The organism is Enterococcus sp. AZ088 (assembly GCF_051714845.1).
GTDB lineage: Bacteria > Bacillota > Bacilli > Lactobacillales > Enterococcaceae > Enterococcus > Enterococcus faecalis.
In genome coordinates, this window is record NZ_JBIOSQ010000001.1 from 777,357 (window position 1) to 798,746 (window position 21,390).

Sequence of the window (21,390 nt, forward strand, 5' to 3'; positions counted from 1 at the left end):
CTTCTTTTTGTTAGTCAATATTTTTTTGATCGACAATGAGTAAAGCGATCATCACGTAGACAATCCAGCTACTTTTAGAATAAAGTGTATAGCGGGGTTGCCATTTGCTAGCAAATTTTTCCTTGTATTCGCGTAATCCTTGGAAGGAGTAGATTTCTGAACCAAATTCATAAATTAACGCAGCAATCCGTTCTTGAATAAAACTTTTTCTTGATTGACCAACGTTGGCTAACGGAGCCATCCCTAAATTGAAATAATGAATATTTTCTGTTTTCATATATTCAAATAAATGAATAAATAGGAAATCCATACTTCCAGAAGGGGCTTTTTCTTTATGGTGACGCATCAAGTCGATGGTACCAACTTCATTTGTGTAACTAGGAATGATATTAGCGAAAGAGACCATTTCTCCTTCAGCATTTCGGACAACAGCAATTGGGTTTCTTTGAAGATACGCTTCATCGAAAAATCCTAGTGAAAAGCCTTTTTCTTTTCGATTGTCTAACCAACTATCCGAAATAGCTTTTAATTCGTGCATTTGTTCGGCACTAAAAGGAGGTTGGAGTACGTCAAATGAATAGCCGGCTTTGGTAATTTTATTAAACACTGCGCGGGTGCCTTTGAATTTTTTCCCAGACATCGTAAATGTTTCTAGATTAACTAAGGCTTCTTCGCCCATTTTGATAAATTCGTAGCCATATTCGTGTAGTAACATCACGCTGTCCTCATTGGTTTCGTAAAAGACGGGGACATAGCCGAAACGATCTGTTTCTTTAAGGAATGCATCAATCGCCGCAGGAAAATCTTCTTTGTTCCCCGAAGGATTGCCCATCACAACGCATTTATTATTAATGGTGTTGAATTGTAAAAAGACAGTCGGTTCTTCTTTGGGATATAAGAAAACCTGTTTATCATGAAGAAAGACAAGTTCACTGTCAATATTCCCGCCATAAGTTGTTAAGATATTATGCAAGATACTATCTTCTGGAAACTCACCCACTTGGTGTTTTTTCCCTTGGAGGTAGCGAACAAATAGAAAGTTAAAACTCATAACTAAGAGGATAGCGATAAATCCTGACAACCAGATCCGTTCGGAAGGGAACAAGAAAAATTCCACAAAATGATGACGATGGTGTGGGAAGTTCGGTAAATTATAAACACCAATTACCAGGTATAACAAAGTCAATAAGCCAAAGATAAACCCATCAATCGTCATCCACTCCCAAGAGTAAACCAGTTGTTCACGGTACAATTCTGATTTTGAAAAAATAACGATAAATAATAAAATAGCTAAATAGAAAATGGAAAACATACTAAAGTCAACAACAAATGAATACAAGATAGCACCAATTAATAAAATAATCGTTGGATAATAGGCTCTTTTAACACGATCAGCAATCCCACGTCCCATAATTAATAATGCAAAGCCTAAAACAATACTCGGAATTTGAATAATAATATGTGAACGGAAGGGGTTAATATCTCTTAACCAATGCACTTGAGTGAAGGCTTCTGGAATAGTGGCTAGGAGCACCATCATAATTCCTGAAAAATAAAGTAAAACCACTTCCAATTTGTGGGCAATTTCCAAAGTAATTTGTTTCAGTAATTGTCGATAATGAGTATCCAATTTTTGGCTTAAGTGTTTTGTAAAGAACAAACAGCCAATTAAGAAAGGAATAATATAATAGAATAAACGATAGAGCAATAACCACAAAACAATAATTTCACGATCGACACCTAAGTTGCTCAGTCCTAAAATCATCATGACATCAAAACTACCTAAAGCCCCTGGAATCATCGAAGCAATCCCAATAATCGAAGCTGCTACATATAAAGGAACAATATCAATTAAAGGAATCGGCACGTCCAATAAGTAACCAATACTAATAAAGGTAATTAAAACACCTGTCCATTCTAAAAACGAAGAAACAACTAAAGATAAGCGATTTTTTGCATCGAGGTTACCAAAGGAACTATTTTTTTGGAAATGTAAAATAAGATAAAGTAACGGGAAATAAAGACCGCCACCTAATAACCAAATCCAATATTGCTGTAAATAAGCCATCTTTGGATCAAACTGAACAAGGAAAAAGCAAAGAATACTATAAATAGATAGACCGGATAACACAAAAAGTAAAATATGGGTTAACGCAGGTAAAATTTTCTTTTCCTCTGTTTTATTTCCATAAAATTCAGAACGAAGTCCCATGCTGACCAAACCACCGAATCCACCAATATTATTGATTGTATTGACAATCCAGCTAGATTCAAGGAGTTCCCGTTTTGAGACTTTCAAGTTTAAAATGCGATTTAATGTTAAGTCATAATTTAGCATCGGAGTAACGGAAACTAAACCGATAACCATCATCAATAACAATTTCCATAGCGGAATCTCATCAAAAATCTGTTTTAACTGTTCAAATGAGATCGTTTTACCAATTGATAAAAGTTGGGCAACAACAATAATTGAGACCGCAATAACAAACAGTGTTTTTAGTAATCCTGTATGCGTTTTGATCCAATGAATAATTTGTTTCATTTAGACACCTTCATTTCCTTTAAGAATTTTTCGATTGTTTTATTAAAAATATCTGGTGAGTTTTTGGCAAATAAATGACCCTGTTTATTTACCAAGACCAATTTGCCATCAGGAATGGCATCAGCAATCGCCCGTGAATGGGAAAGCGCAATTAAATCTCGACTGCCAGTAATAACAAGAGTAGGACAGGGGATGTGTTCTAAATCTTGTTTTGTCAGTCCAGTATCTTCAAATAACAGAGCCACGATAGGGAGCCGTGCGCGCAATTTTTTTGAAAAAAAGGCGCCAATACGACAAAACCAATATTGAAAATAAGTGGCAATCGTTACATATTTTTTCAGACCAGACATGGTGACATTTCCAGAATTTAAGACGAGTTTGTTGACGAAATCAGGATATAAATGGGTAAAAACCATGGCAATATTTGCTCCGTCACTAAAGCCCAATAAATTAATTTTTGTTAAGTGTTCTTGTTGAATAATACCAGCTAAATCTTCTGCCAAAAGCGGAAAAGTTAATTGACTTTGTGTATTGGTGGAACGTCCATGTCCGCGGGTATCCACCGCAATAACTTGATACTCCTTGGAGAAATAAGAAATTTGATAATTAAAAAAAGTATGATCATTGCCATTACCATGAAGTAACACAAGGGGGTAATTTGTTTCTTTGCCAAAAATTTGATAAAAAATTTGACTGCCATCTATTGTTTGAAAATATTTTTCTATTGCCATTCTCCGTCACCTATCTCATCTATAATCAATCGAGTCCTCTCTCATTATAGAGTCTTTTGTCTTTTTTTTGTAATAAAAAACAGAAAATTTTCCGAACAGTTTTGTAAGGTGTTGTAATATAGTGTGATATAGTAGAAGATAGCCACCTAAAAATTAGACTAGAGGAGGGAAAGTTGATGTCTTTAATCGTTTTAATTGGTGCCCAAGCTGTCGGGAAAATGACCGTTGGCAAGGCTTTAGAAAAGCAGTTAGATGCTAAATTACTATTTAATCATCAAACCATTGACTTATTTGCAAACTATCTTGGGTATACGGAACGTGCGTTTCAATTGTCTGATTCCGTTAGAAAGGAACTTTTTCATGCCTTTGTAGAAAATCCAGCCACAAATACAACAAAAAACATTATTTTTACAGTGGTGATTGCTTTTGATCAAGAACAGGATTTTCAATTTTTAGAAGAAATATCAGAAATTTTTCTTAGTAAACATGAGTCCGTTTATTTCGTCGAACTCGTCTCTTCAACAGAAATCCGCCTAGAACGGAATGTTCATCCAGAGCGGCTAGAGGCAAAACCTTCAAAACGCGATGTCGACTTTTCTCGAAAAGAATTACTCAATACCTTCAAAGAACATCGGTTAGTAAGCCACGAAGGTGAACTAGAAAGTACATTTCCAAATGTAAAAATAACGAAAATAAATAATTCAAACATGACACCAGAAGAAGTAGCAACGAAGATAATTGCTACTTTTGGTTTGACATAATGTGAAAGGAACATCGGAATCAATGAAAAAGTTTTTTAAATATCTCGGTAGCTTGATGGTCCTTCTTCTAAGCATAGCTTTAATTTTGATAGGATATTTAACCTTCCGAGAGTTTCGACCACGAGCGGTTGAACCAGTTGCTATAAATAAACAATTTTCAGAGCAAACCATCGAAAAAAAGCAATCCATTTCTTTAGTCACGTATAACATAGGCTATGCTGGCCTAGGACAAACAGAAGATTTTTTTATGGACGGTGGCAAAACTGTCCAACCAGTTAATAAGGCAATGGTCCAACAGAATTTAACAGGCATTGAAGGAACTTTAAAAGAATTACCAGCGATGATTTACTTATTCCAAGAAGTCGATCGTCGCTCGCAACGTTCTTATGAAGTCAATCAAGAGGAAGAATTACAAAAACAGCTACAGCTGAACAGCGCATTTGCTTATAATTTTAAGGTAGATTATGTGCCCATTCCTTGGCCGCCGATTGGACGAGTAGAAAGTGGTTTATTAACATTATCAAATGAAAAAATAACAGAGGCCCAACGCATTGCTTTACCCAATCCCTTTCGTTGGCCCGTTAGCATTAGTAACTTAAAACGAGCGCTTCTAGAAACGCGCTTTCCAATTAAAGGCACAGACAAAGAATTAGTGGTTTTTAACTTACATTTGGAAGCCTATGACAATGGGGAAGGGAAGATTGCTCAAAGCAAAAAGTTAGCTGAGGTATTATCCCAAGAATACGCTAAAGGAAACTATGTAATTGCTGGAGGTGACTTTAATCAAGTTTTCAAAGGCAGTCATCGATATCCTGACTTAGGGGAAGCTGGTTGGGCGCCAGGAGAAATTGATCCTGCAGACTTACCTAAACATTTTTCACTTGCTTATGATGATCAACAACCGACTGTGCGGGTGCTTAATAAGCCTTACACTGGCTCTTATGAAACATCCCAAGTGTATGTAATTGATGGTTTTGTTGTTTCTGATAATGTGGCTGTTCATAGCGTGAAAACAAAGGACGAACAATTTAAATATACAGATCACCAACCTGTGAAGATGGAAGTTGGGTTAAAATAGAAAAAGTACAAACGGTGCTTGTTGCTTGCACCGTTTGTACTTTTTATTTTACAGATAGCCTTTAGTAATAGAATGAGTGGAATTTAACATATTTGCTGGCGTTCCTGTAAAAAGAAGCTGTCCGCCATTTTCTCCACCTTCGGGACCTAGTTCAATCAACCAGTCGGCACTTTTAATCACGTCAATGTGATGTTCTAATAAAATTAAGCTGTTTCCTTCTTCTACCATTCGATTGAAAAGTTGAAGACTTTGTTGGATATCAATTAAGTGTAAACCATCTGTAGGTTCATCCATTAAATAGATAGCTTTTTTTTGGTGAAGTGTGTCTGCTAATTTTACCCTTTGCAATTCGCCACCAGATAATGTTGAGAGCGATTGATTGAGTTTAAGATAGCTTAAGCCAACTTCTAGTAAATTTTTTAATGAAAGAGCAAAAGGCTGGTCTTTGAAAAAATCATAGCCATCTTTAACGCTTAAAGCTAGTACTTCAACGATATTTTTTCCGTTATACAGATAATGAAGCACCTCTTCTTTGTAACGCGTTCCGTGACAGGTTTCGCAAATACTAGTGACATCCTCCATAAAAGACATATCGGAGACAATTATTCCTTTCCCCTTGCAAGTAGGACAGGCGCCTTTGGAATTATAGCTAAATAAAGCTGGACTAACATGATTTTCTTCCGCAAACAGTTTGCGGACCTTATCAAAAATATTGAGATAGGTCATTGGTGTGGATCGTAAATTTGCGGTAATGCTTTTTTGTGAAAGATGAATAATTTCTTGGTTATCAGCTTGGGCTTTTTGATAAATTTCTTCCGCTAATGATGATTTACCTGAACCAGCGACCCCACAAATAACAGTCAAAACTCCTAACGGAACTTCGACAGATAGATTGTTTAAATTATGCAGTGTCGCATGTTCGATTGTTAAAGACTTCCTTGCTTTTCTTGGTTGGTCGTTTAAAGGGAGCGGCTCTTGAAGCGCTTGACTAGTCAAGGTTTTGGAGGCTAAAAATGCGTCATACGTTCCTGAAAACTGGACATGGCCACCATTTTCGCCTGCGAAAGGTCCTATATCGATGATAAAATCAGCTTCTCTAATTAATTGTGGATTGTGTTCCACCAGAACCACGGTGTTTCCTTTATTTTTTAAATTGAGCAATGCACGACTGATCCGTTCGATGTCCTTTGGATGTAAGCCAGCACTTGGTTCATCTAAAATATACATAATATCGTTTAAGGCGCTGTTTACATACTTAGCAATTTTAATCCGCTGTGCTTCACCACCAGAAAGTGTTTCAGTTGCCCGTCCTAATGTGAGGTAGGAGAGACCGATATTAATTAATGCTTCTAGACGTACAAGTAGCTCTTCTTGAATAGTTTTTATTAAGGATAGGTCCATTGAACGAATAAAAGAATGTAATTCAGTGAGTGGCATGTCAACAGCATCAGCAATACTTTTCTGATTAATTTTGCAGCTACGAACACGTTCATTGACTCTACTTCCTAAACAATCAGGACATCTTTTTACGGTAACAAAGTGATTAAGGTATTTTTGATGACGTTTGCCTTCGTCTGTATGCAATATGCTACGTTGCATACGCGGGACGATTCCTTCATACAAAGCTGTATGAGGCCACTCTTTGGGTGGATTAGCTAGTTTTTGTTGTGGAGCATATAAAAATAATGCTAACTCTTCAGGAGAATAGTCCTTGATTTTTTTATCCAAATCAAATAGACCACTATGAGCATAACGCTTCCACCGCCAGTTGCCAACTGTAAATGTGGGGAAATCGATAGGCCCTTCGTTTAATGATTTGTCATAATCAACTAGCTGATGAAGATTGATTTCGGTAATCTTTCCTAAGCCATCGCATGTTGGACATTTTCCATCCGGATGATTAAACGAAAAAGTATCTGAATAACCAACAAATGGAGAACCTGCTCGTGAAAACAGCAAACGTAAAAACGTATAAATATCTGTGTACGTTCCCACTGTCGAACGAGAATTACCTGCTACTTTTTTCTGGTCAATGACAATTGCAACAGGAAGATTCTCGATTTTTTCAACTTCTGGACGACCATATTTGGGTAAGTAATTTTGAACAAACGAACTAAATGTATCATTTAGTTCACGACGTGATTCAGCGGCTAATGTGTCAAATACTAAGGAGGACTTTCCTGAACCCGAAAGTCCAGTAACAACAGTTAGTTGCTTTTTAGGGATATTGACAGAGATATTCTTCAAATTATTTTGTGTTGCGTGCTTAATTTCAATCCATTCCATTAAAAAACCTCCGTTTCTATTCTATTTTAGCATATAAAAAGAACCTAGCCTAAAAGTTGAACATGGGAATTTTCAAGAGAACTTTACTTTTTAATCGCTTTCATTTATGCTATAAGTAATACAGATTTTTTATCTGTATTAATAGATAAAGGATGTGACTTATGAAGAAGTCGATTTTGTTCAAAAAGTTAGGGATTATTTTATTAATTAGCCAAACACTGGTAGGGGTACCAATGTTGGCACAAGAAAGTATACTAGAAACAACCGTTCAAACAGAGACGGAATCAGTAACAACAGAAACCAGTCAGACTGTAGCTAATTTGGAATCTGAAACTACTAGCCAAACGGTGATGCAGGAAAAAGAATCCTCTTCGGCAATCGCCGAAAGCAGTAGCGGAAATGTGGTTGCAGTAACTACTGAAACCACAAATGAGATACAAAATAGTGATACAGATAGAAAAGCTGTTTCTGCAGAGAATGTTTTTTCAGAAGCAGATTATAAACAAGCAACTGCACTGGAGTTAGCAACTTTAGTAAGAGAAAAAAAGGTAACGAGCGAAGAATTAGTAAAAATTGCGTTGGCCATCACTAAACGTGAAAATCCTACATTAAATGCGGTCATTACTTTACGAGAAGAAGCGGCTTTGACAGAAGCAAAAGCTTTACAAGATACAGGTCAACCATTTCTAGGTGTGCCGCTCTTACTAAAAGGGTTAGGACAATCCTTGAAAGGTGAAAGCAACACGAACGGTTTTGGTTTTCTCCAAGATCAAGTAGCTGGTGGGACATCGACCTTTGTCAAAGCACTACAAAATGCTGGATTCATAATCATTGGTCAAACGAATTATCCAGAATTAGGTTGGAAGAATATTTCAGATTCAAAGTTATATGGCGTTTCCGTCAATCCATGGAATCCTAACCATTATTCAGGTGGTTCTTCAGGCGGAGCGGGCGCTAGTGTCGCCGCGGCATTTGTTCCCATTGCTTCTGGAAGTGATGCTGGTGGCTCTATCCGCATCCCTGCTTCTTGGACAGGCACCGTAGGCTTGAAACCTTCTAGAGGAGTAATCATTGGCAATTCTAATAGTGCAAAAGGTCAAACTGTTCACTTTGGTTTAAGTCGAACCGTGGCGGATACAAATACATTATTTGAAACCTTATTAACCAAAAAAGATCTTCCTGCGGGACATTTAAGTCAAGCGCAACCCATTGCTTATACAACAGAATCCCCTGCCGGAACGCCTGTAAGTGCCGAAGCAAAAGAGGCGGTCGCTGAAGCTGTTGCTTTTTTAAAAGACCAAGGGTACACATTGGTTGAAGTGAAGCACCCTGTTGATGGGGAACGTCTAATGAAAAATTATTATACTGTAGCTGCTGGCTCAGCAGGAATTGCCGATTTTATGGCGCGGCAGAAATTGAAAAGACCGCTTGAACGAAATGATGTAGAACTGTTAACATGGGCGCTTTTTCAAACAGGAAAAAATATAACGAGTGAAGAGACAACTGCGGCTTGGACAGATATTGCTTTACAAGCACAAGCGATGGACGAATTTTATCAACAGTATCCTATCTTATTAACACCAACGACAGCTGCCACCGCACCTAGTATTGATAATCCGTTACTAAAACCAGAACATGCAGCACAGATGGAAAGAATTGATCAATTGTCACCAGCAGAACAAAAACAATTGATTTATGACCAATGGCTGACGGCGTTCACATATACACCGTTTACACAACAAGCAAATTTATTTGGACATCCAGCATTAAGTGTGCCAACTTACGTTTCAAAAGAAGGACTGCCTTTGGGGATTCAATTTAATAGTGCATTAAATGAAGACCGAACATTGCTACAATTAGGTGCTTTATTTGAAAATAACCACAAGATAAATCAACCACATGTAGAAGAACCAGACAAAGACAAAGAACCAAATGCAAGCGGCGAACCAGAAAAAGACAAAGAACCAGATGAAAGTAGCGAACCAGACAAAGACAAAGAACCAGATGCAAGCGGCGAACCAGACAAAGACAAAGAACCAAATGCAAGTGGCGAGCCAGACAAAGACAAAGAACCAGATGCAAGTGGCGAACCAGATAAAGATAAAGAACCAAAAACAAGCGAAGAACCAAGCGAAGGAAAAAACCAAAACCAAAACCAAAACCCAGACAAATCTGGAAAAACTACTAGTGAGTCATCCTTAGATAATTCGCTGAATTCATCAGCCAATCAGGGAACCAAATCAACAGAAAGTACGCATGCTTTTTCTAATAAAAGTATGATTGGGAAACAAGAACAGCTTCCAAAAAAAGTATTACCAAAAGCAGGTGCAGAAGTACCTAGTACTTTCTGGATTGTTTTAGGAGGAGCTTTCTTAGTAACGAGTGGAACGATTTATATAAGGAAAACTAGAAAACGATAACCAGTGACGAGGTCGGGACAGAAGTGTTTAACTCCGAGAAATAAGAAGGAATTTCCGAAAATTGTTCTTTAATTTTTGGAGAATTTCGGCTTATTTCCGAAGGAGTTGCTTCTGTTCCCGCCGTTTATCAATTTTTAAGCCTGGAACAAAAATTCAAAGTGATTTTTGTCCCAGGCTCGCCTTTTTTCTTTGGTATACTAAAACCAATAGGGAAATGGAGGCGAAAGTAATGAGGGCGTTTGAGAAGATTCCAGCGTTTCAGCAATGGCAAAAAGTTGAAGCTATTCACCGTGGTTGGTCAACTGATTTAAAGTTTAAAGTTACCAAAAATCAAGAAACCTTTTTATTGCGAATTTTTCAACAAGAAGAGTTATTAGCCAAACAACAAGAATATCAATTTATCAAAAAAGTAGCGGCGTTATGAACTGACCCAATAAACTGAGACAAAATAAAAAAGCACCTCTTGTTGAATTCACGTTAAAATGAATTTAACTAGGAGGTGCTTTTTCAATGGGAAATCGAGTTTCTTATCCGATTCACATCAAAGAAATGGCTATACAGATGAAAAAAGAGAATATTCCTGTAAAAATAATTATGGCAGAATTAGGAATTAAAAACAAAACACAAATTGAAACATGGTGGCGTTGGTACCGTAATGGCGAGAATCATCGTCTGGTTCAACCCGTTGGAAAACAATATGTTTATGGAAAAGGTCCAGAAATTCGATCAAATGAACAACAGCTTAGAAATGAAAATAACTATTTAAAAATGCATATTGAGGTGCTAAAAAAGTACAAAGAATTGGAAAGGACGTGGAGCCAGAAATATTTGTAGAATTAGTTAAAAGAATGAAAGGAAAAATAACCATTACTGCATTGTGTCAACTTTTCGGCGTTTCGCGAGCTACTTATTATCGTTGGACTCATCGAAAAGACTTGGGAAAGTTAACACCTCTTGAAGAAGCCGTTCGTCGACTTTGCTTCCAGCATAAGTTTCGATATGGCTATCGAAAGATTACTGCGTTGATTAATCAGGAATACAAAGTAAACAAAAACACCGTACAAAAGATTATGCAGAAATATCATTGGAATTGTCGCGTGAAAATGAAGAAACGCAGTAAAGTGGGACAACCTTACACGGTTGTCGAGAACAAGCTAAATAGACAATTTTCTTCAGACGCTCCTTTAAAGAAATTGGTAACAGATATTACTTATCTGCCTTTTGGTCAAAAGCAATTGTATTTGTCTTCAATTATGGATTTATACAATGGTGAAATTATCGCCTATACCATCGGTGATAAGCAAGATACGGCTTTTGTTCTGGATACACTTGATCAATTGCCCCAAACAACGGATTGTCTATTGCATAGTGATCAGGGCTCTGTTTATACTTCTTTTGACTACCAGAATCAAATAAAAACAAAAGGCATTACCATGAGTATGTCCCGCAAAGGGACACCTTCAGATAATGCCTGCATCGAATCGTTTCATGCCTCACTAAAGTCTGAAACGTTCTACTTAGATGGGCTCACAAATGAACCTACATCTATTGTAATAGAAATTGTAAAAAAATACATTACTTATTATAATGAAAGTCGAATTCAACAAAAACTAGACTACCAATCGCCGATAGACTATCGGAAATCAGCAGTCTAGGAAAATGCTTTTTTATTCCTGTCTCACAATCTTAGGTCAGTTCCGTTAGGATTTCCCAGTTCTAAACCTTTTTTATGTGCACCTATTCCTGAAAGTGAACAAGGATACATGTTATTAACGTATCTAGAAGGTGAAGACTTAAGCGATGTTTTACCCGCTCTTTCTCCTAAAAGACAACTGAACTTAGGCGTAGAGGCGGGCCGCTATTTAAACAAAATCCATAAGCTTTTGTTGCCTGAAAGGATTAGTCAAAGAGAGATTGCGCGAAATTTATACGAAAAAAAGCAGAGCCAACTAAATAAGTATAAGGAATCTCAATTTTGTATGCCGTACCAGCAGCCAATAATTTCATATTTAGAAAAACAATTACCGTTATTGCAACAACGGCCTGTGGTTTATCAGCATGGAGATTTCCATGTGGGAAATTTTATTTACTTGCCAACTAGGCAGGTCGGTGTGATTGATTTTAATCGATGGGATTTTGGGGATCCTTATGAAGAATTTTACAAGTTACAATTTTTTTCAAGAAATGTTTCGCCATTGTTTGCTTATGGTCAATTACAAGGTTATTTTGCTGGGAAAGTTCCTACCTTGTTTTGGCAGTTTCAAAAGCTTTATACTTTTCACGCAGGACTCTATTCTTTAGTTTGGGCACTGAGCTTTGGTGAAAAAGAAATCAGGACTATGGAACAGCAATACCAACAATTACTAGAGGACTATAATTGTGGAGAATTACTAGTTCCCAAATGGTTTTCAACTATCCAAAGAAAGGGATTGAGATTTTAGGTTTATTTCGATAGAATAAAAATAAAAACAGGAGTTTAAGGAATGAAACTAAATGGGATTATTATGATAGCAGTTGTTGGAAGCGTTTTATCTAGCTGTGGTTGGCAAAAATCGAAAGAGGAATCACAGAAAGTACAAACCGTACAAACAAACAATGTAAATACTGAAGAAACAAGAGCAATTTCAGCAACCGAAGTTAGTCAAACTACGGCGTTGGAATTAGAGCAAACAACGCAAACACAAGAATTAACTGAATTAGTTACAGAAGAAGGGACGATTTGGAATCAGCAAAAAGCAAAACAGTTAGGACAATACATGGAAACCTGGGGTCAAGAACGCAATCAGAACTATCAAGCGTACCAACCAGGTCACTCTGTAGCTTTTTACACGATTCAAGTGCCTGATGATTTATTGAGTTATGAACCTAAAATACAACCAGCTATTGGGAACAATCCCATTTGGTTAAATTGGTCAGAAACAGGCAGCGAAGGGGGTTATTGTCTGGTGGCAGTATACTCTGACAGTGCGACACAAGTTGCCCAGAAGCATGTCTATTTATTTACTTTAGTGAATGGTGAAGCCAAAGTTTATGTGAGTAAAGAACAGCCAGTAGAAGAGCAACCTTATTTGTTTTTAAAAGAAACAAGTAATACAGAACTGAAAGAACAATTCACAAACCTTGTGAATAATCTTTAATTTTTTATTTAATCAAAAGGAAAAGAAAATTTATCATTGACAAAGTATCCGCTTTCATTTTATTCTGTAGCTACCCCTTGGGAAAGGGGAAAAGGAAGTTTTGAAAGGGATGGAAAAAATGAAGGAAACAAGTTTAGTAATTATTAAGCCAGATGGCGTTGAACGAAAGTTAGTTGGCAAAATCATTCAACGTTTTGAAGATAAAGATATTGACTTATTGCACCTTAAATTCGAACGACTAACAGTAGAAACAGTGAAGGAACACTATGAGCATTTAAAAGATGAACTATTTTTCCCTGAATTATTAGCCTATATGACAAGTGGCCCAGTGGTTGTGATGGTCGTTGTAGGGGACAATGTGGTTAAAAAAGTGCGTAAATTAGTTGGAGCAACGAATCCGTTAGATGCTGAAAGTGGCACCTTACGAGCGGATTATGGGTTGTCTGTCACCAAAAATTTAATCCATGCTTCTGATTCTGTTCAATCAGCAAAAATTGAGATGCAACGGTTCTTTGGTTAATCATCAAAAAAGAAGCAATCCTTTATTTTTTATAAAGGATTGTTTCTTTTTTATTAATTGTCAGAATATTCCGCTTAAATGGTTGACATCTGGAGGTAGAAGAGTAGTATAGACTACATACTAAATACTAAATGACCGCGTGTGCTTCAGGAGGATAAAATGATAACAAGTGATGAATTGACAGAAAATCTTAGTCCGTTTGAATTAAGTCTATTTTTAGAGAAGAAATTACATGAAGAAAATCATAATTTAGAAACATTGTTAAATGCAGGGCGAGGCAATCCTAATTGGACGGCGCCAACACCAAGGGAAGCCTTTTTTTTATTAGGTCAATTTGCTACAAAAGAAACGTTAAGAGAGGGGAGCGAACAAACGGCTGGTATGATTCAGCCAAGTTTTGGTAGAACACAACGCTTCTTAAACTTTTTAGCAGAAAATCCAAGCAAAGGGGCAACCTTCTTACAAGAAATTTGGACAGCAGAGCATAACTATTTTGGGATGGATAAGGAAATGTGGTTAGATGCCATGTTAGACTATGTGATTGGGGATAATTATCCGAATCCTGTTCGTTGCTTGAAGGCGTGTGAACAACCGATTAAAGCCTATTTAAATCAAGAATTATTTTCCAGCGAAGCACAACCGTTTGATATTTTTGCCGTTGAAGGTGGTACAGCAGGGATTTGTTACTTGTTTGATACGTTGGCAAATAATTATTTACTAGAAAAAGGTGATCGTATTGCGTTGTTATTACCAACGTTTGCTCCTTATCTAGAAATTCCAGAACTACCACGTTATGATTTTGACGTGGTTAAAATCAAAGCAGAGCAAATGATTATTGATGGAAAAACGACGTATCAATACTCAAACAAGGAAATTGATAAATTAAAAGACCCGTCCATCAAAGCGGTTTTTGTCGTAAATCCCAGCAATCCAACTGCTAATGCTATGGGAAAACCTACCATTGAACAAATCAAAGAAATCGTTGCAGTGGATAACCCTAAGTTAATGATTTTAACAGATGACGTTTACGGAACCTTTGTGCCAGCTTTCCGTTCACTATTTACGGAGTTACCTTACAATACAGCTTGTATCTATTCTTATTCTAAATACTTTGGCGCTACCGGTTGGCGTGTGGGGACTATTGCGGTTAGCCAAGAGAACATCTTTGACCAATTATTAAAAGAATTGCCAGTGGCTCGAAAAATGGAATTACAGGCACGTTATGCTACATTGAATGCAGACACAAGCCAAATTAACTTTATCAGCCGCTTAGTCGCAGACAGCCGCGATATTGCGTTGAACCATGCAGCGGGACTTTCTTCTATTCAGCAAGCAATGATGGCTTTATTTAGTTTGTATGCTTTGTTAAAAGACGGTCAAGCATATAAAGACGAAGTGATGGATATTTGTCATACGCGTGAAAAGCTCTTGTTCCGCACCTTAGGCATTGAAGAGCCTTTAGCAAGTTTAAATACAGCATACTATTGTGAAATTAACTTTAGAGATTGGACAGAAAAACGTTATGGCCCAGAATTTTCAAGTTATTTAACGAAATCGTGGACGATCACAAAAGTATTAACCTCTTTAGCAGAAAAAGAAAAATTAATGCTTTTAAAAGCGGATGCTTTCGGGAGTGACAAATGGTCAGTTCGAATTTCTTTAGCCAATTTAGCTACTAACCAATATAGTGAAGTTGGTAAACGAATGATTCGCCTATCTGAACACATTAAAGAAGAGTGGTTGCGCCAAAAGCGCCAAGCAATTAAATAAAAAAACGCTAAGTCTCTTAAGCTGCAGGAGACTTAGCGTTTTTGTTTATTATTTATTCATTTTTCCGTCAGTTTTGGTTTATAAATGTTTGCTACACTGGAGATAAGAGGAAATTAAGCGTTTATAAAAAGGAGAGAAGTGAATGAAACATATTAAAGGAATGTTGGTTTTTATCGGATTATTTATTTTGGTTGGTTGTGCGCCAGATCAAGAGCCAACGAAACAAACAACAAGTGGACCGCAAGAGACAAAGCAAGTGAAGCAAGTTACCGTCACCAATCAAACGACTTCTGCGGTGGAAAAACAAGCGCCGACTAAAAATGACGAACTGATTGCTAATCAATTGACTTTTGATTCTCATGAATACACGTACGAAGTGGTTACAGGGGCCACACAAACGACATTTGGGACAACCCCACCAGCAAAATATACACCAGAAGAAAAAAAGGAAAAAATGTTTTGGTCCAATCAACCGCCTTTGGGATTAATGACGGGTAACTATTATAAAAATGAAGGTGTATTTACTGGCGGAAATTACGGCATTGTAGAGATTATTACGGAACCTGAAACGCAACGGATTCTGAATGTTGAGTTTACAGAGTTTGCTAGTGATCCTTATTACGATACACGCTATTCGGGTGTCAACAAACGCCTGTCGGATTATCCTGAATTTCAAGCAAGCAACACGCGCACAGACGATACGTTAGTCACCGTTGTTAATGGTATTACTTATGTAGAAAAACAAATGCGTGACGAAAATCGTGTCACAGGTAATTTTTATACGGTACGCGGTTCATCAACTTCTGCGCGTGAAGGTTTAATGCCTTTAGCAGCAGAGATGGACACTTGGCTAAAAGAGCCATCGAAAGAAACGTATATCAGTTACGCAGAAGATTTAGGCAATGGCCTAATCGCTCGACTTCAAGTGATAACAGAAGAGCAGAAAATAAAACATGTCAGCTATGATGAATACTTTTCAGATGAACAGGAAAAAATCACAGAAACAGCCCTGCGGCCTTTTTATCGTCAATCGAAATATTATTCACCAGGATACAATAAACAAACCAACAATTCTTTTATTCATTTTGTAGATGCACTAACAAAGGCCATTACGACACAACAAACTTTATCCGTTAACGAAGAACAAGAGCTAAAGCATCCGTCTTTTACTACTTATCAAAGATTGGCTGAAAAAATCAGCACGTTTCAAAATTCATTGAAGGAATAAAAAAACGAAAGTAGGGCATAAGTCGTTTCGACTTATGCCCTACTTTTGTAGTCTTAAGATTATCAGCTAAACCAAAGTGAGTTCTTTTTAAAGAAATACTTTTATTTTAGCCTTTTATAGATCTAAATAATTTTCTAAGTAATCTGCTAAACCATCTTGATCATTTGTTTTTTCAGTGACATCGTTGGCTACGGATTTAATTTTATCCGTGGCATTGTTCATAGCAACACCCCAACCAGCATAACTTAACATTTCTTCGTCATTATGTTCATCGCCAAAAGCAATGATATCAGCTGGTTTGACAGATAAAAAGTTCGCCACTTGATCAACGCCATGGGCTTTTTGAATTCCTTTTGCGACCATTTCTAAAATAGGCATTGGACCGCCCCAAGTGCGGACATCAATATAATCACCATATTGTTTTGTCAATGTATCAGCAACTTTTTCAGCTTGGTTTGGTGTGGTCCGAACCATCATTGAGGTAGGATTTGTTCGTAAATTTTTAGCAGTAAGTAAATTATCTAAGGTTGCTTTGGAAGCAAAAAATTTCGGATCGAACCCATCTAACGTATCGATATAAAATGTTTCTTTGTTTTCAGCAGCAACAAAATCTAATTGTAATTCTTTTTTCTGTGCCAAAATGTCAAAGACTAGGTCACGCTCAATATTGGCTTCGCTTTCCAAGTCCCATTTTTTCTCTGGAATGTGGACTAAAGCGCCGTTAAAGTTAACCATAGGGGTCGTTAGGCCAAGTTGTTGGTAAAATTGATGACTCATTCTATAGGGACGTCCAGTGGCAATACTGACGTAATGACCGTTGTCAATCGCTTTTTTTAGTGTTTGTTCGGTTTTTGGACTGATTAAAGACTGTGCATTTAATGTTGTGCCGTCTAAATCAATAGCAATTAATTTTTTCAAGTAAAAATTCCTCCTAAATGCCTTTTACTCAGTCTAGCATAAAACCGAAGATTATCAAGGGGAGAAACATGTTCATTTATAAGGTTTAAAAAAAAGCTTAAGAAGTATGCTACACTAAAATAAACCGTTTGAAAAAGGAGCGCAGAGCATCTTGAAAAATTCTAGAAATTATTTACGAGTGATCACCTTAGTCTATTGTATCTATATGTGGTTATTTGCTACGCATTTTCATTTTATGGCGTTGAACGTGTTGTTAGCCTATATTCCAATTGAACTTAGTTATCTTTTAAACGCAGAAAAACGTAAAAGGGATTGGTTGATAGGTTTTGCTTGGTTAATTTTTTATCCTAATGCGCCGTACCTATTTACGGATTTTTTTCATTTAGAAACGCTATCTATTTATCGAGGTTTTAATACGATTTTTGCAAACCAAATTGGTGATTGGTGGGCGTTTGTTTGCTTAACTAGCGGGATTGTTATATATGGGCTTTTAGGGATGAAAACAGTAACAACTGTTAGCCAGAAATTGCAAAGTTATTGCGGCTATAGAACAATTGTAGTCTTTCAAGCCAGCCTTCATTTCTTGTCTGCTTTGGCGATTTATGTTGGACGTTTTGATCGATTACACAGTGTCTATCTTTTTATGAGTCCAATTGAAACAGTGAAAATTATCTTTTTTGACTGGTCCCTTCAAAAATTAATGTTTATTTTATTAATGATGTTTCTACAGATGCTGTTGTTTGGGCTAATCCAATTATTAGGAAAAGAAGAAGCAATGTAAAGCTTTTTCTTTTTTATATCAGCAAAACACGAACGTTATATAGAAAAATATATATAATAGTTAATATTTTGTTGTAAAAAGATAGCGATTCTCTTATAATCAAAGAGTAATTATTCGAAAACATGGATTTTAAGGGAGAGAAGTGCAATTATGAATACGTTTTTCAAATTAAAGGAAAACAAGACAACGGTATCAACTGAAATAATGGCAGGGGTTACGACCTTTTTTGCAATGAGTTATATTTTATTTGTTAATCCGTCCATTCTTTCAGAAACAGGGATGCCTTTTCAGGCTGTTTTTTTAGCGACCATTATTGCTTCAATCATCGGTACATTAATTATGGGGCTGTTTGCTAATGTACCTTACGCTCAAGCACCGGGGATGGGACTCAATGCTTTCTTCACGTTTACGGTCGTTTTTGGGATGGGGTATACTTGGCAACAAGCATTAGCAATGGTTTTTATTTGTGGTTTGATTAATATTTTGATTACAGTGACAAAAATTCGCAAAATGATTATTAAAGCAATTCCAGAGAGTTTACAACATGCTATTGGTGGTGGGATTGGAATTTTTGTCGCTTATGTAGGGTTGAAAAATGCTGGCTTACTAAGTTTCACAGTGCAAGCAGAACCTCAAAATGGTGTTGTGAATGGTTCGAGTATCGTGCCCGCTTTAGGAAATTTTGATAATCCAGCCATTATTTTGGCGGTAATTGGGTTAGTTTTAACAACGATTTTAGTTGTCACGAATGTTCGTGGGGCTATTTTAATTGGCATTGTAGTTACTACGTTAGTCGCAATTCCAATGGGGGTGGTAGACACTGCTTCGGTTGATTGGCATGCTAATTCGTTGGGCAATTCATTTAAAGAATTAGGTACAACTTTTGGCGCTGCTTTTGGTGCTGAGGGCTTACAGTCATTGTTTAGCGATTCTTCAAAAATTCCTCAAGTTTTAATGACCATTATTGCCTTCAGTTTATCAGATACGTTTGATACAATTGGAACATTTATCGGTACGGGACGTCGAACAGGGATTTTCTCTAAAGAAGATGAATTAGCTTTAGAAGATAGTAAGGGTTTCAGCACTAAAATGGACAAAGCTCTATTTGCAGATGCTATTGCAACATCTATCGGTGCGATTTTTGGTACATCGAATACGACAACTTATGTAGAAAGTGCAGCAGGAATCGGTGCGGGTGGTCGAACAGGTTTGACATCGGTAGTGGTAGCAATTCTATTTGCCCTAAGTAGTCTTTTTTCACCACTTATTGCTATTGTGCCAGCACAAGCTACGGCTCCAGCGTTAATTTTAGTGGGAATTATGATGTTAGCTTCTTTCAAAGACATCAATTGGACGGATTTAGAAGATGCGATTCCAGCATTTTTTGCTTCAATTTTCATGGGATTATGTTATAGCATCTCTTATGGGATTGCTGCTGGGTTCATCTTTTATGCAGTGGTGAAAGTAGTCAAAGGAAAAGCCAAAGAAGTTTCACCAATTATTTGGGTCATTGATGCGTTGTTTATCTTAAACTTTGTAATCTTAGCTATTTTATAGTAAATAGAAGTGAGGCTGAGATAACAGCGGTTAGCTTTGAAGGTGTTGCATTTATTCAGCTGTTTATCTTAAGCCCAAGTGTTAAGAAGTCTGGCAGATTGGTCGTTTTGACCGGTCTGTCAGACTTTTTTTTAAAAAGAATTTTCTTTTGAGAGATTCACTCTTTTAGAGTATAGTGGTAGGTGAAGAGGTGATAAGGTGGATAAAAGTATGAAAATAAAATGGAAGCAGAATTTATTAGTCGCATGGATTGGTTGCTTTTTTACAGGGGCGAGTATTAGCTTAGTTATGCCGTTTATTCCAGTATATGTTGAACAATTAGGGACGCCTAAGAGTCAAGTAGAGTTGTTTTCTGGATTGGCAATTTCTGTCACGGCGTTTGCTGCTGCGATTGTTGCACCGATTTGGGGAAATTTAGCTGATCGAAAAGGTCGGAAAATTATGATGATTCGGGCTGCAGCAGGAATGACGATCACAATGGGGGCGTTAGCATTTGTCCCTAATGTATACTGGCTGTTGATTATGCGTTTTATGAACGGGATTTTATCCGGCTATATTCCTAACGCAACAGCGATGATTGCGTCGCAGGCGCCAAAAGAGAAAAATGGCTGGGCTCTAGGGACATTATCAACAGGTGCAATTGCTGGGACGTTAATTGCGCCATCGATTGGCGGTGCGTTGGCACAGTGGTTTGGAATGGAAAATGTCTTTATTATTACCGGCGTTATTTTATTCATTACAACGTTGTTGACTATCTTTTTAGTTAAAGAAGATTTTCAACCAGTTGAGAAAAAGGATTTATTAACGACGAAAGAAATTTTTAGTAAGATGGATCATGTTTCAGTATTGATTGGTTTGTTTGTGACTACGTTAATTTTACAATTAGGAATTACAAGTATCAGCCCAATCTTAACGCTATATATTCGATCTTTAAGTGGCGATACAGAGAATGTATTATTTGTTAGTGGTTTGATTGTTTCGATTGCCGGCGTTTCAGCAATTATTTCTTCTCCAACTTTGGGAAAAATTGGGGACCGCATTGGGAACCAAAAAGTTTTATTAGGCGGATTAATTCTTTCTTTTATTTGTTACATTCCCATGGCGTTTGTGCAAACACCTTTTCAGTTAGGTGTTTTACGATTCCTTTTAGGTTTTTCAACAGGCGCATTAATGCCATCGATTAATACGTTAATTAGTAAAATAACGCCAACGGAGGGCGTAAGTAGAGTTTATAGTTACAATCAGATGTGTAGTAATTTCGGTCAAGTTTTAGGACCGATGGTAGGGTCGACTGTTGCCCATGGTTTTGGCTATTCTTCTGTTTTTCTGGTAACCGCTTGTTTCGTTTTAGGAAACATTGGGCTGTCCTTCTTTAATTTCCGAAAAGTTTTAAATAAAAAGCTCTAAACAGTTGAAAAGATAAAAAAACCAGTTACAATAACTTTAGTAACTGGTTTTTTCTTATTTAACAGGTTTGGTTTCTTTCGGTACTGCAAAGTGTGCAATTAATAAAATAATAACGGCTGTTGCCAACGATAGAATCGTTGTCATTTTAAAGTCGTATGAACCACCAGATAATGCACCGCCGATATATCCAACGACTTGGCCTAATGCGAAGGTCCAGAAAAATACAACAAGATAACGCATATGAGCACCTCTTT

General features: G+C 37.0%; 16 protein-coding genes and 2 pseudogenes. 13 read left to right on the plus strand and 5 right to left on the minus strand.

The genetic code is table 11. The features are described 5' to 3' along the window. Window positions 1–10: 10 nt before the first annotated feature. Window positions 11–2,542 carry a bifunctional lysylphosphatidylglycerol flippase/synthetase MprF gene (mprF, locus tag IGL17_RS03810; RefSeq protein ID WP_002358907.1) on the minus strand — a complete coding sequence of 844 codons (2,532 nt, stop codon included), beginning with the start codon at window positions 2,540–2,542 and terminating at the stop codon, window positions 11–13. Then, window positions 2,539–3,273, minus strand: coding sequence for an alpha/beta fold hydrolase (locus IGL17_RS03815; protein WP_002361424.1), 735 nt, complete (start codon window positions 3,271–3,273; stop codon window positions 2,539–2,541). Before IGL17_RS03815 ends, mprF begins: the two co-directional genes overlap by 4 nt. A gap of 176 nt (window positions 3,274–3,449) precedes the next feature. Between IGL17_RS03815 and IGL17_RS03820 the strand changes: the two genes are divergently transcribed. Further along, the gene (locus tag IGL17_RS03820) at window positions 3,450–4,034 is read left to right on the plus strand and encodes an AAA family ATPase (protein ID WP_002364651.1); all 585 of its coding nucleotides are present in this window, start codon (window positions 3,450–3,452) and stop codon (window positions 4,032–4,034) included. 22 nt (window positions 4,035–4,056) lie between these two features. Beyond that, window positions 4,057–5,112 (plus strand): endonuclease/exonuclease/phosphatase, encoded by a 1,056-nt coding sequence (locus tag IGL17_RS03825; protein WP_016617844.1) that lies wholly within the window; start codon window positions 4,057–4,059, stop codon window positions 5,110–5,112. A gap of 48 nt (window positions 5,113–5,160) precedes the next feature. On the opposite strand, the gene IGL17_RS03830 is transcribed toward IGL17_RS03825, so the two are convergent. Then, entirely contained in the window at window positions 5,161–7,398 is a 2,238-nt protein-coding gene (locus IGL17_RS03830; RefSeq protein ID WP_016617843.1) for an ATP-binding cassette domain-containing protein, read from the minus strand. 161 nt (window positions 7,399–7,559) lie between these two features. On the opposite strand from IGL17_RS03830, the gene IGL17_RS03835 reads away from it, so the two are divergent. The 8 genes and pseudogenes from IGL17_RS03835 (at window position 7,560) to IGL17_RS03870 (ending at window position 16,473) form a co-directional block, all read left to right on the plus strand. After that, window positions 7,560–9,818: an amidase family protein gene (locus tag IGL17_RS03835; RefSeq protein ID WP_438759976.1), complete on the plus strand. Its 2,259-nt coding sequence runs from the start codon at window positions 7,560–7,562 to the stop codon at window positions 9,816–9,818. 214 nt (window positions 9,819–10,032) lie between these two features. Continuing rightward, window positions 10,033–10,239 (plus strand): annotated as a pseudogene (locus IGL17_RS03840) (aminoglycoside phosphotransferase family protein); the annotation flags it as partial. An 89-nt stretch (window positions 10,240–10,328) separates the two neighbouring features. Continuing rightward, a protein-coding gene (locus IGL17_RS03845) for an IS3 family transposase (RefSeq protein ID WP_202255337.1) occupies window positions 10,329–11,473 on the plus strand; the annotation gives its coding sequence in 2 pieces (ribosomal slippage) (window positions 10,329–10,602 and window positions 10,602–11,473; 1,146 coding nt in all). Between the two features lie 45 nt (window positions 11,474–11,518). After that, a pseudogene (locus tag IGL17_RS03850) lies at window positions 11,519–12,259 on the plus strand (aminoglycoside phosphotransferase family protein); the annotation flags it as partial. 42 nt (window positions 12,260–12,301) lie between these two features. Further along, window positions 12,302–12,955, plus strand: coding sequence for a DUF4767 domain-containing protein (locus tag IGL17_RS03855; RefSeq protein ID WP_002376227.1), 654 nt, complete (start codon window positions 12,302–12,304; stop codon window positions 12,953–12,955). A 109-nt stretch (window positions 12,956–13,064) separates the two neighbouring features. Then, complete coding sequence (ndk, locus tag IGL17_RS03860; RefSeq protein WP_179117017.1) at window positions 13,065–13,475, plus strand: nucleoside-diphosphate kinase; 411 nt, start codon at window positions 13,065–13,067, stop codon at window positions 13,473–13,475. A gap of 159 nt (window positions 13,476–13,634) precedes the next feature. After that, the gene (gene aspD / locus IGL17_RS03865) at window positions 13,635–15,245 is read left to right on the plus strand and encodes an aspartate 4-decarboxylase (RefSeq protein WP_010828674.1); all 1,611 of its coding nucleotides are present in this window, start codon (window positions 13,635–13,637) and stop codon (window positions 15,243–15,245) included. Window positions 15,246–15,387: 142 nt separating this feature from the next. After that, the gene (locus IGL17_RS03870) at window positions 15,388–16,473 is read left to right on the plus strand and encodes a hypothetical protein (RefSeq protein ID WP_016617838.1); all 1,086 of its coding nucleotides are present in this window, start codon (window positions 15,388–15,390) and stop codon (window positions 16,471–16,473) included. A gap of 114 nt (window positions 16,474–16,587) precedes the next feature. Here the strand turns inward: IGL17_RS03870 and IGL17_RS03875 are convergent, their stop codons facing one another. Beyond that, entirely contained in the window at window positions 16,588–17,391 is an 804-nt protein-coding gene (locus tag IGL17_RS03875; RefSeq protein ID WP_002355941.1) for a Cof-type HAD-IIB family hydrolase, read from the minus strand. Window positions 17,392–17,596: 205 nt separating this feature from the next. On the opposite strand from IGL17_RS03875, the gene IGL17_RS03880 reads away from it, so the two are divergent. From IGL17_RS03880 to IGL17_RS03890, 3 genes are all read left to right on the plus strand, one after another. Continuing rightward, complete coding sequence (locus IGL17_RS03880) at window positions 17,597–18,172, plus strand: DUF1361 domain-containing protein (protein ID WP_002385113.1); 576 nt, start codon at window positions 17,597–17,599, stop codon at window positions 18,170–18,172. Window positions 18,173–18,322: 150 nt separating this feature from the next. Continuing rightward, window positions 18,323–19,729: an NCS2 family permease gene (locus tag IGL17_RS03885; protein WP_002355943.1), complete on the plus strand. Its 1,407-nt coding sequence runs from the start codon at window positions 18,323–18,325 to the stop codon at window positions 19,727–19,729. Between the two features lie 210 nt (window positions 19,730–19,939). Further along, window positions 19,940–21,136, plus strand: coding sequence for a multidrug efflux MFS transporter (locus IGL17_RS03890; RefSeq protein ID WP_002381323.1), 1,197 nt, complete (start codon window positions 19,940–19,942; stop codon window positions 21,134–21,136). Between the two features lie 54 nt (window positions 21,137–21,190). Here the strand turns inward: IGL17_RS03890 and IGL17_RS03895 are convergent, their stop codons facing one another. Further along, entirely contained in the window at window positions 21,191–21,376 is a 186-nt protein-coding gene (locus tag IGL17_RS03895) for a YjzD family protein (RefSeq protein WP_002355945.1), read from the minus strand. Window positions 21,377–21,390 lie beyond the last annotated feature (14 nt).

What these genes read in the sequence shown, in the direction of transcription:
- mprF (WP_002358907.1), bottom strand. Translation starts at nt 2,542, where the DNA reads ATGAAACAAATTATTCATTGGATCAAAACGCATACAGGATTACTAAAA.
- IGL17_RS03815 (WP_002361424.1), bottom strand. Translation starts at nt 3,273, where the DNA reads ATGGCAATAGAAAAATATTTTCAAACAATAGATGGCAGTCAAATTTTT.
- IGL17_RS03820 (WP_002364651.1), top strand. Translation starts at nt 3,450, where the DNA reads ATGTCTTTAATCGTTTTAATTGGTGCCCAAGCTGTCGGGAAAATGACC.
- IGL17_RS03825 (WP_016617844.1), top strand. Translation starts at nt 4,057, where the DNA reads ATGAAAAAGTTTTTTAAATATCTCGGTAGCTTGATGGTCCTTCTTCTA.
- IGL17_RS03830 (WP_016617843.1), bottom strand. Translation starts at nt 7,398, where the DNA reads ATGGAATGGATTGAAATTAAGCACGCAACACAAAATAATTTGAAGAAT.
- IGL17_RS03835 (WP_438759976.1), top strand. Translation starts at nt 7,560, where the DNA reads ATGAAGAAGTCGATTTTGTTCAAAAAGTTAGGGATTATTTTATTAATT.
- IGL17_RS03855 (WP_002376227.1), top strand. Translation starts at nt 12,302, where the DNA reads ATGAAACTAAATGGGATTATTATGATAGCAGTTGTTGGAAGCGTTTTA.
- ndk (WP_179117017.1), top strand. Translation starts at nt 13,065, where the DNA reads ATGGAAAAAATGAAGGAAACAAGTTTAGTAATTATTAAGCCAGATGGC.
- aspD (WP_010828674.1), top strand. Translation starts at nt 13,635, where the DNA reads ATGATAACAAGTGATGAATTGACAGAAAATCTTAGTCCGTTTGAATTA.
- IGL17_RS03870 (WP_016617838.1), top strand. Translation starts at nt 15,388, where the DNA reads ATGAAACATATTAAAGGAATGTTGGTTTTTATCGGATTATTTATTTTG.
- IGL17_RS03880 (WP_002385113.1), top strand. Translation starts at nt 17,597, where the DNA reads ATGTGGTTATTTGCTACGCATTTTCATTTTATGGCGTTGAACGTGTTG.
- IGL17_RS03885 (WP_002355943.1), top strand. Translation starts at nt 18,323, where the DNA reads ATGAATACGTTTTTCAAATTAAAGGAAAACAAGACAACGGTATCAACT.
- IGL17_RS03890 (WP_002381323.1), top strand. Translation starts at nt 19,940, where the DNA reads ATGAAAATAAAATGGAAGCAGAATTTATTAGTCGCATGGATTGGTTGC.
- IGL17_RS03895 (WP_002355945.1), bottom strand. Translation starts at nt 21,376, where the DNA reads ATGCGTTATCTTGTTGTATTTTTCTGGACCTTCGCATTAGGCCAAGTC.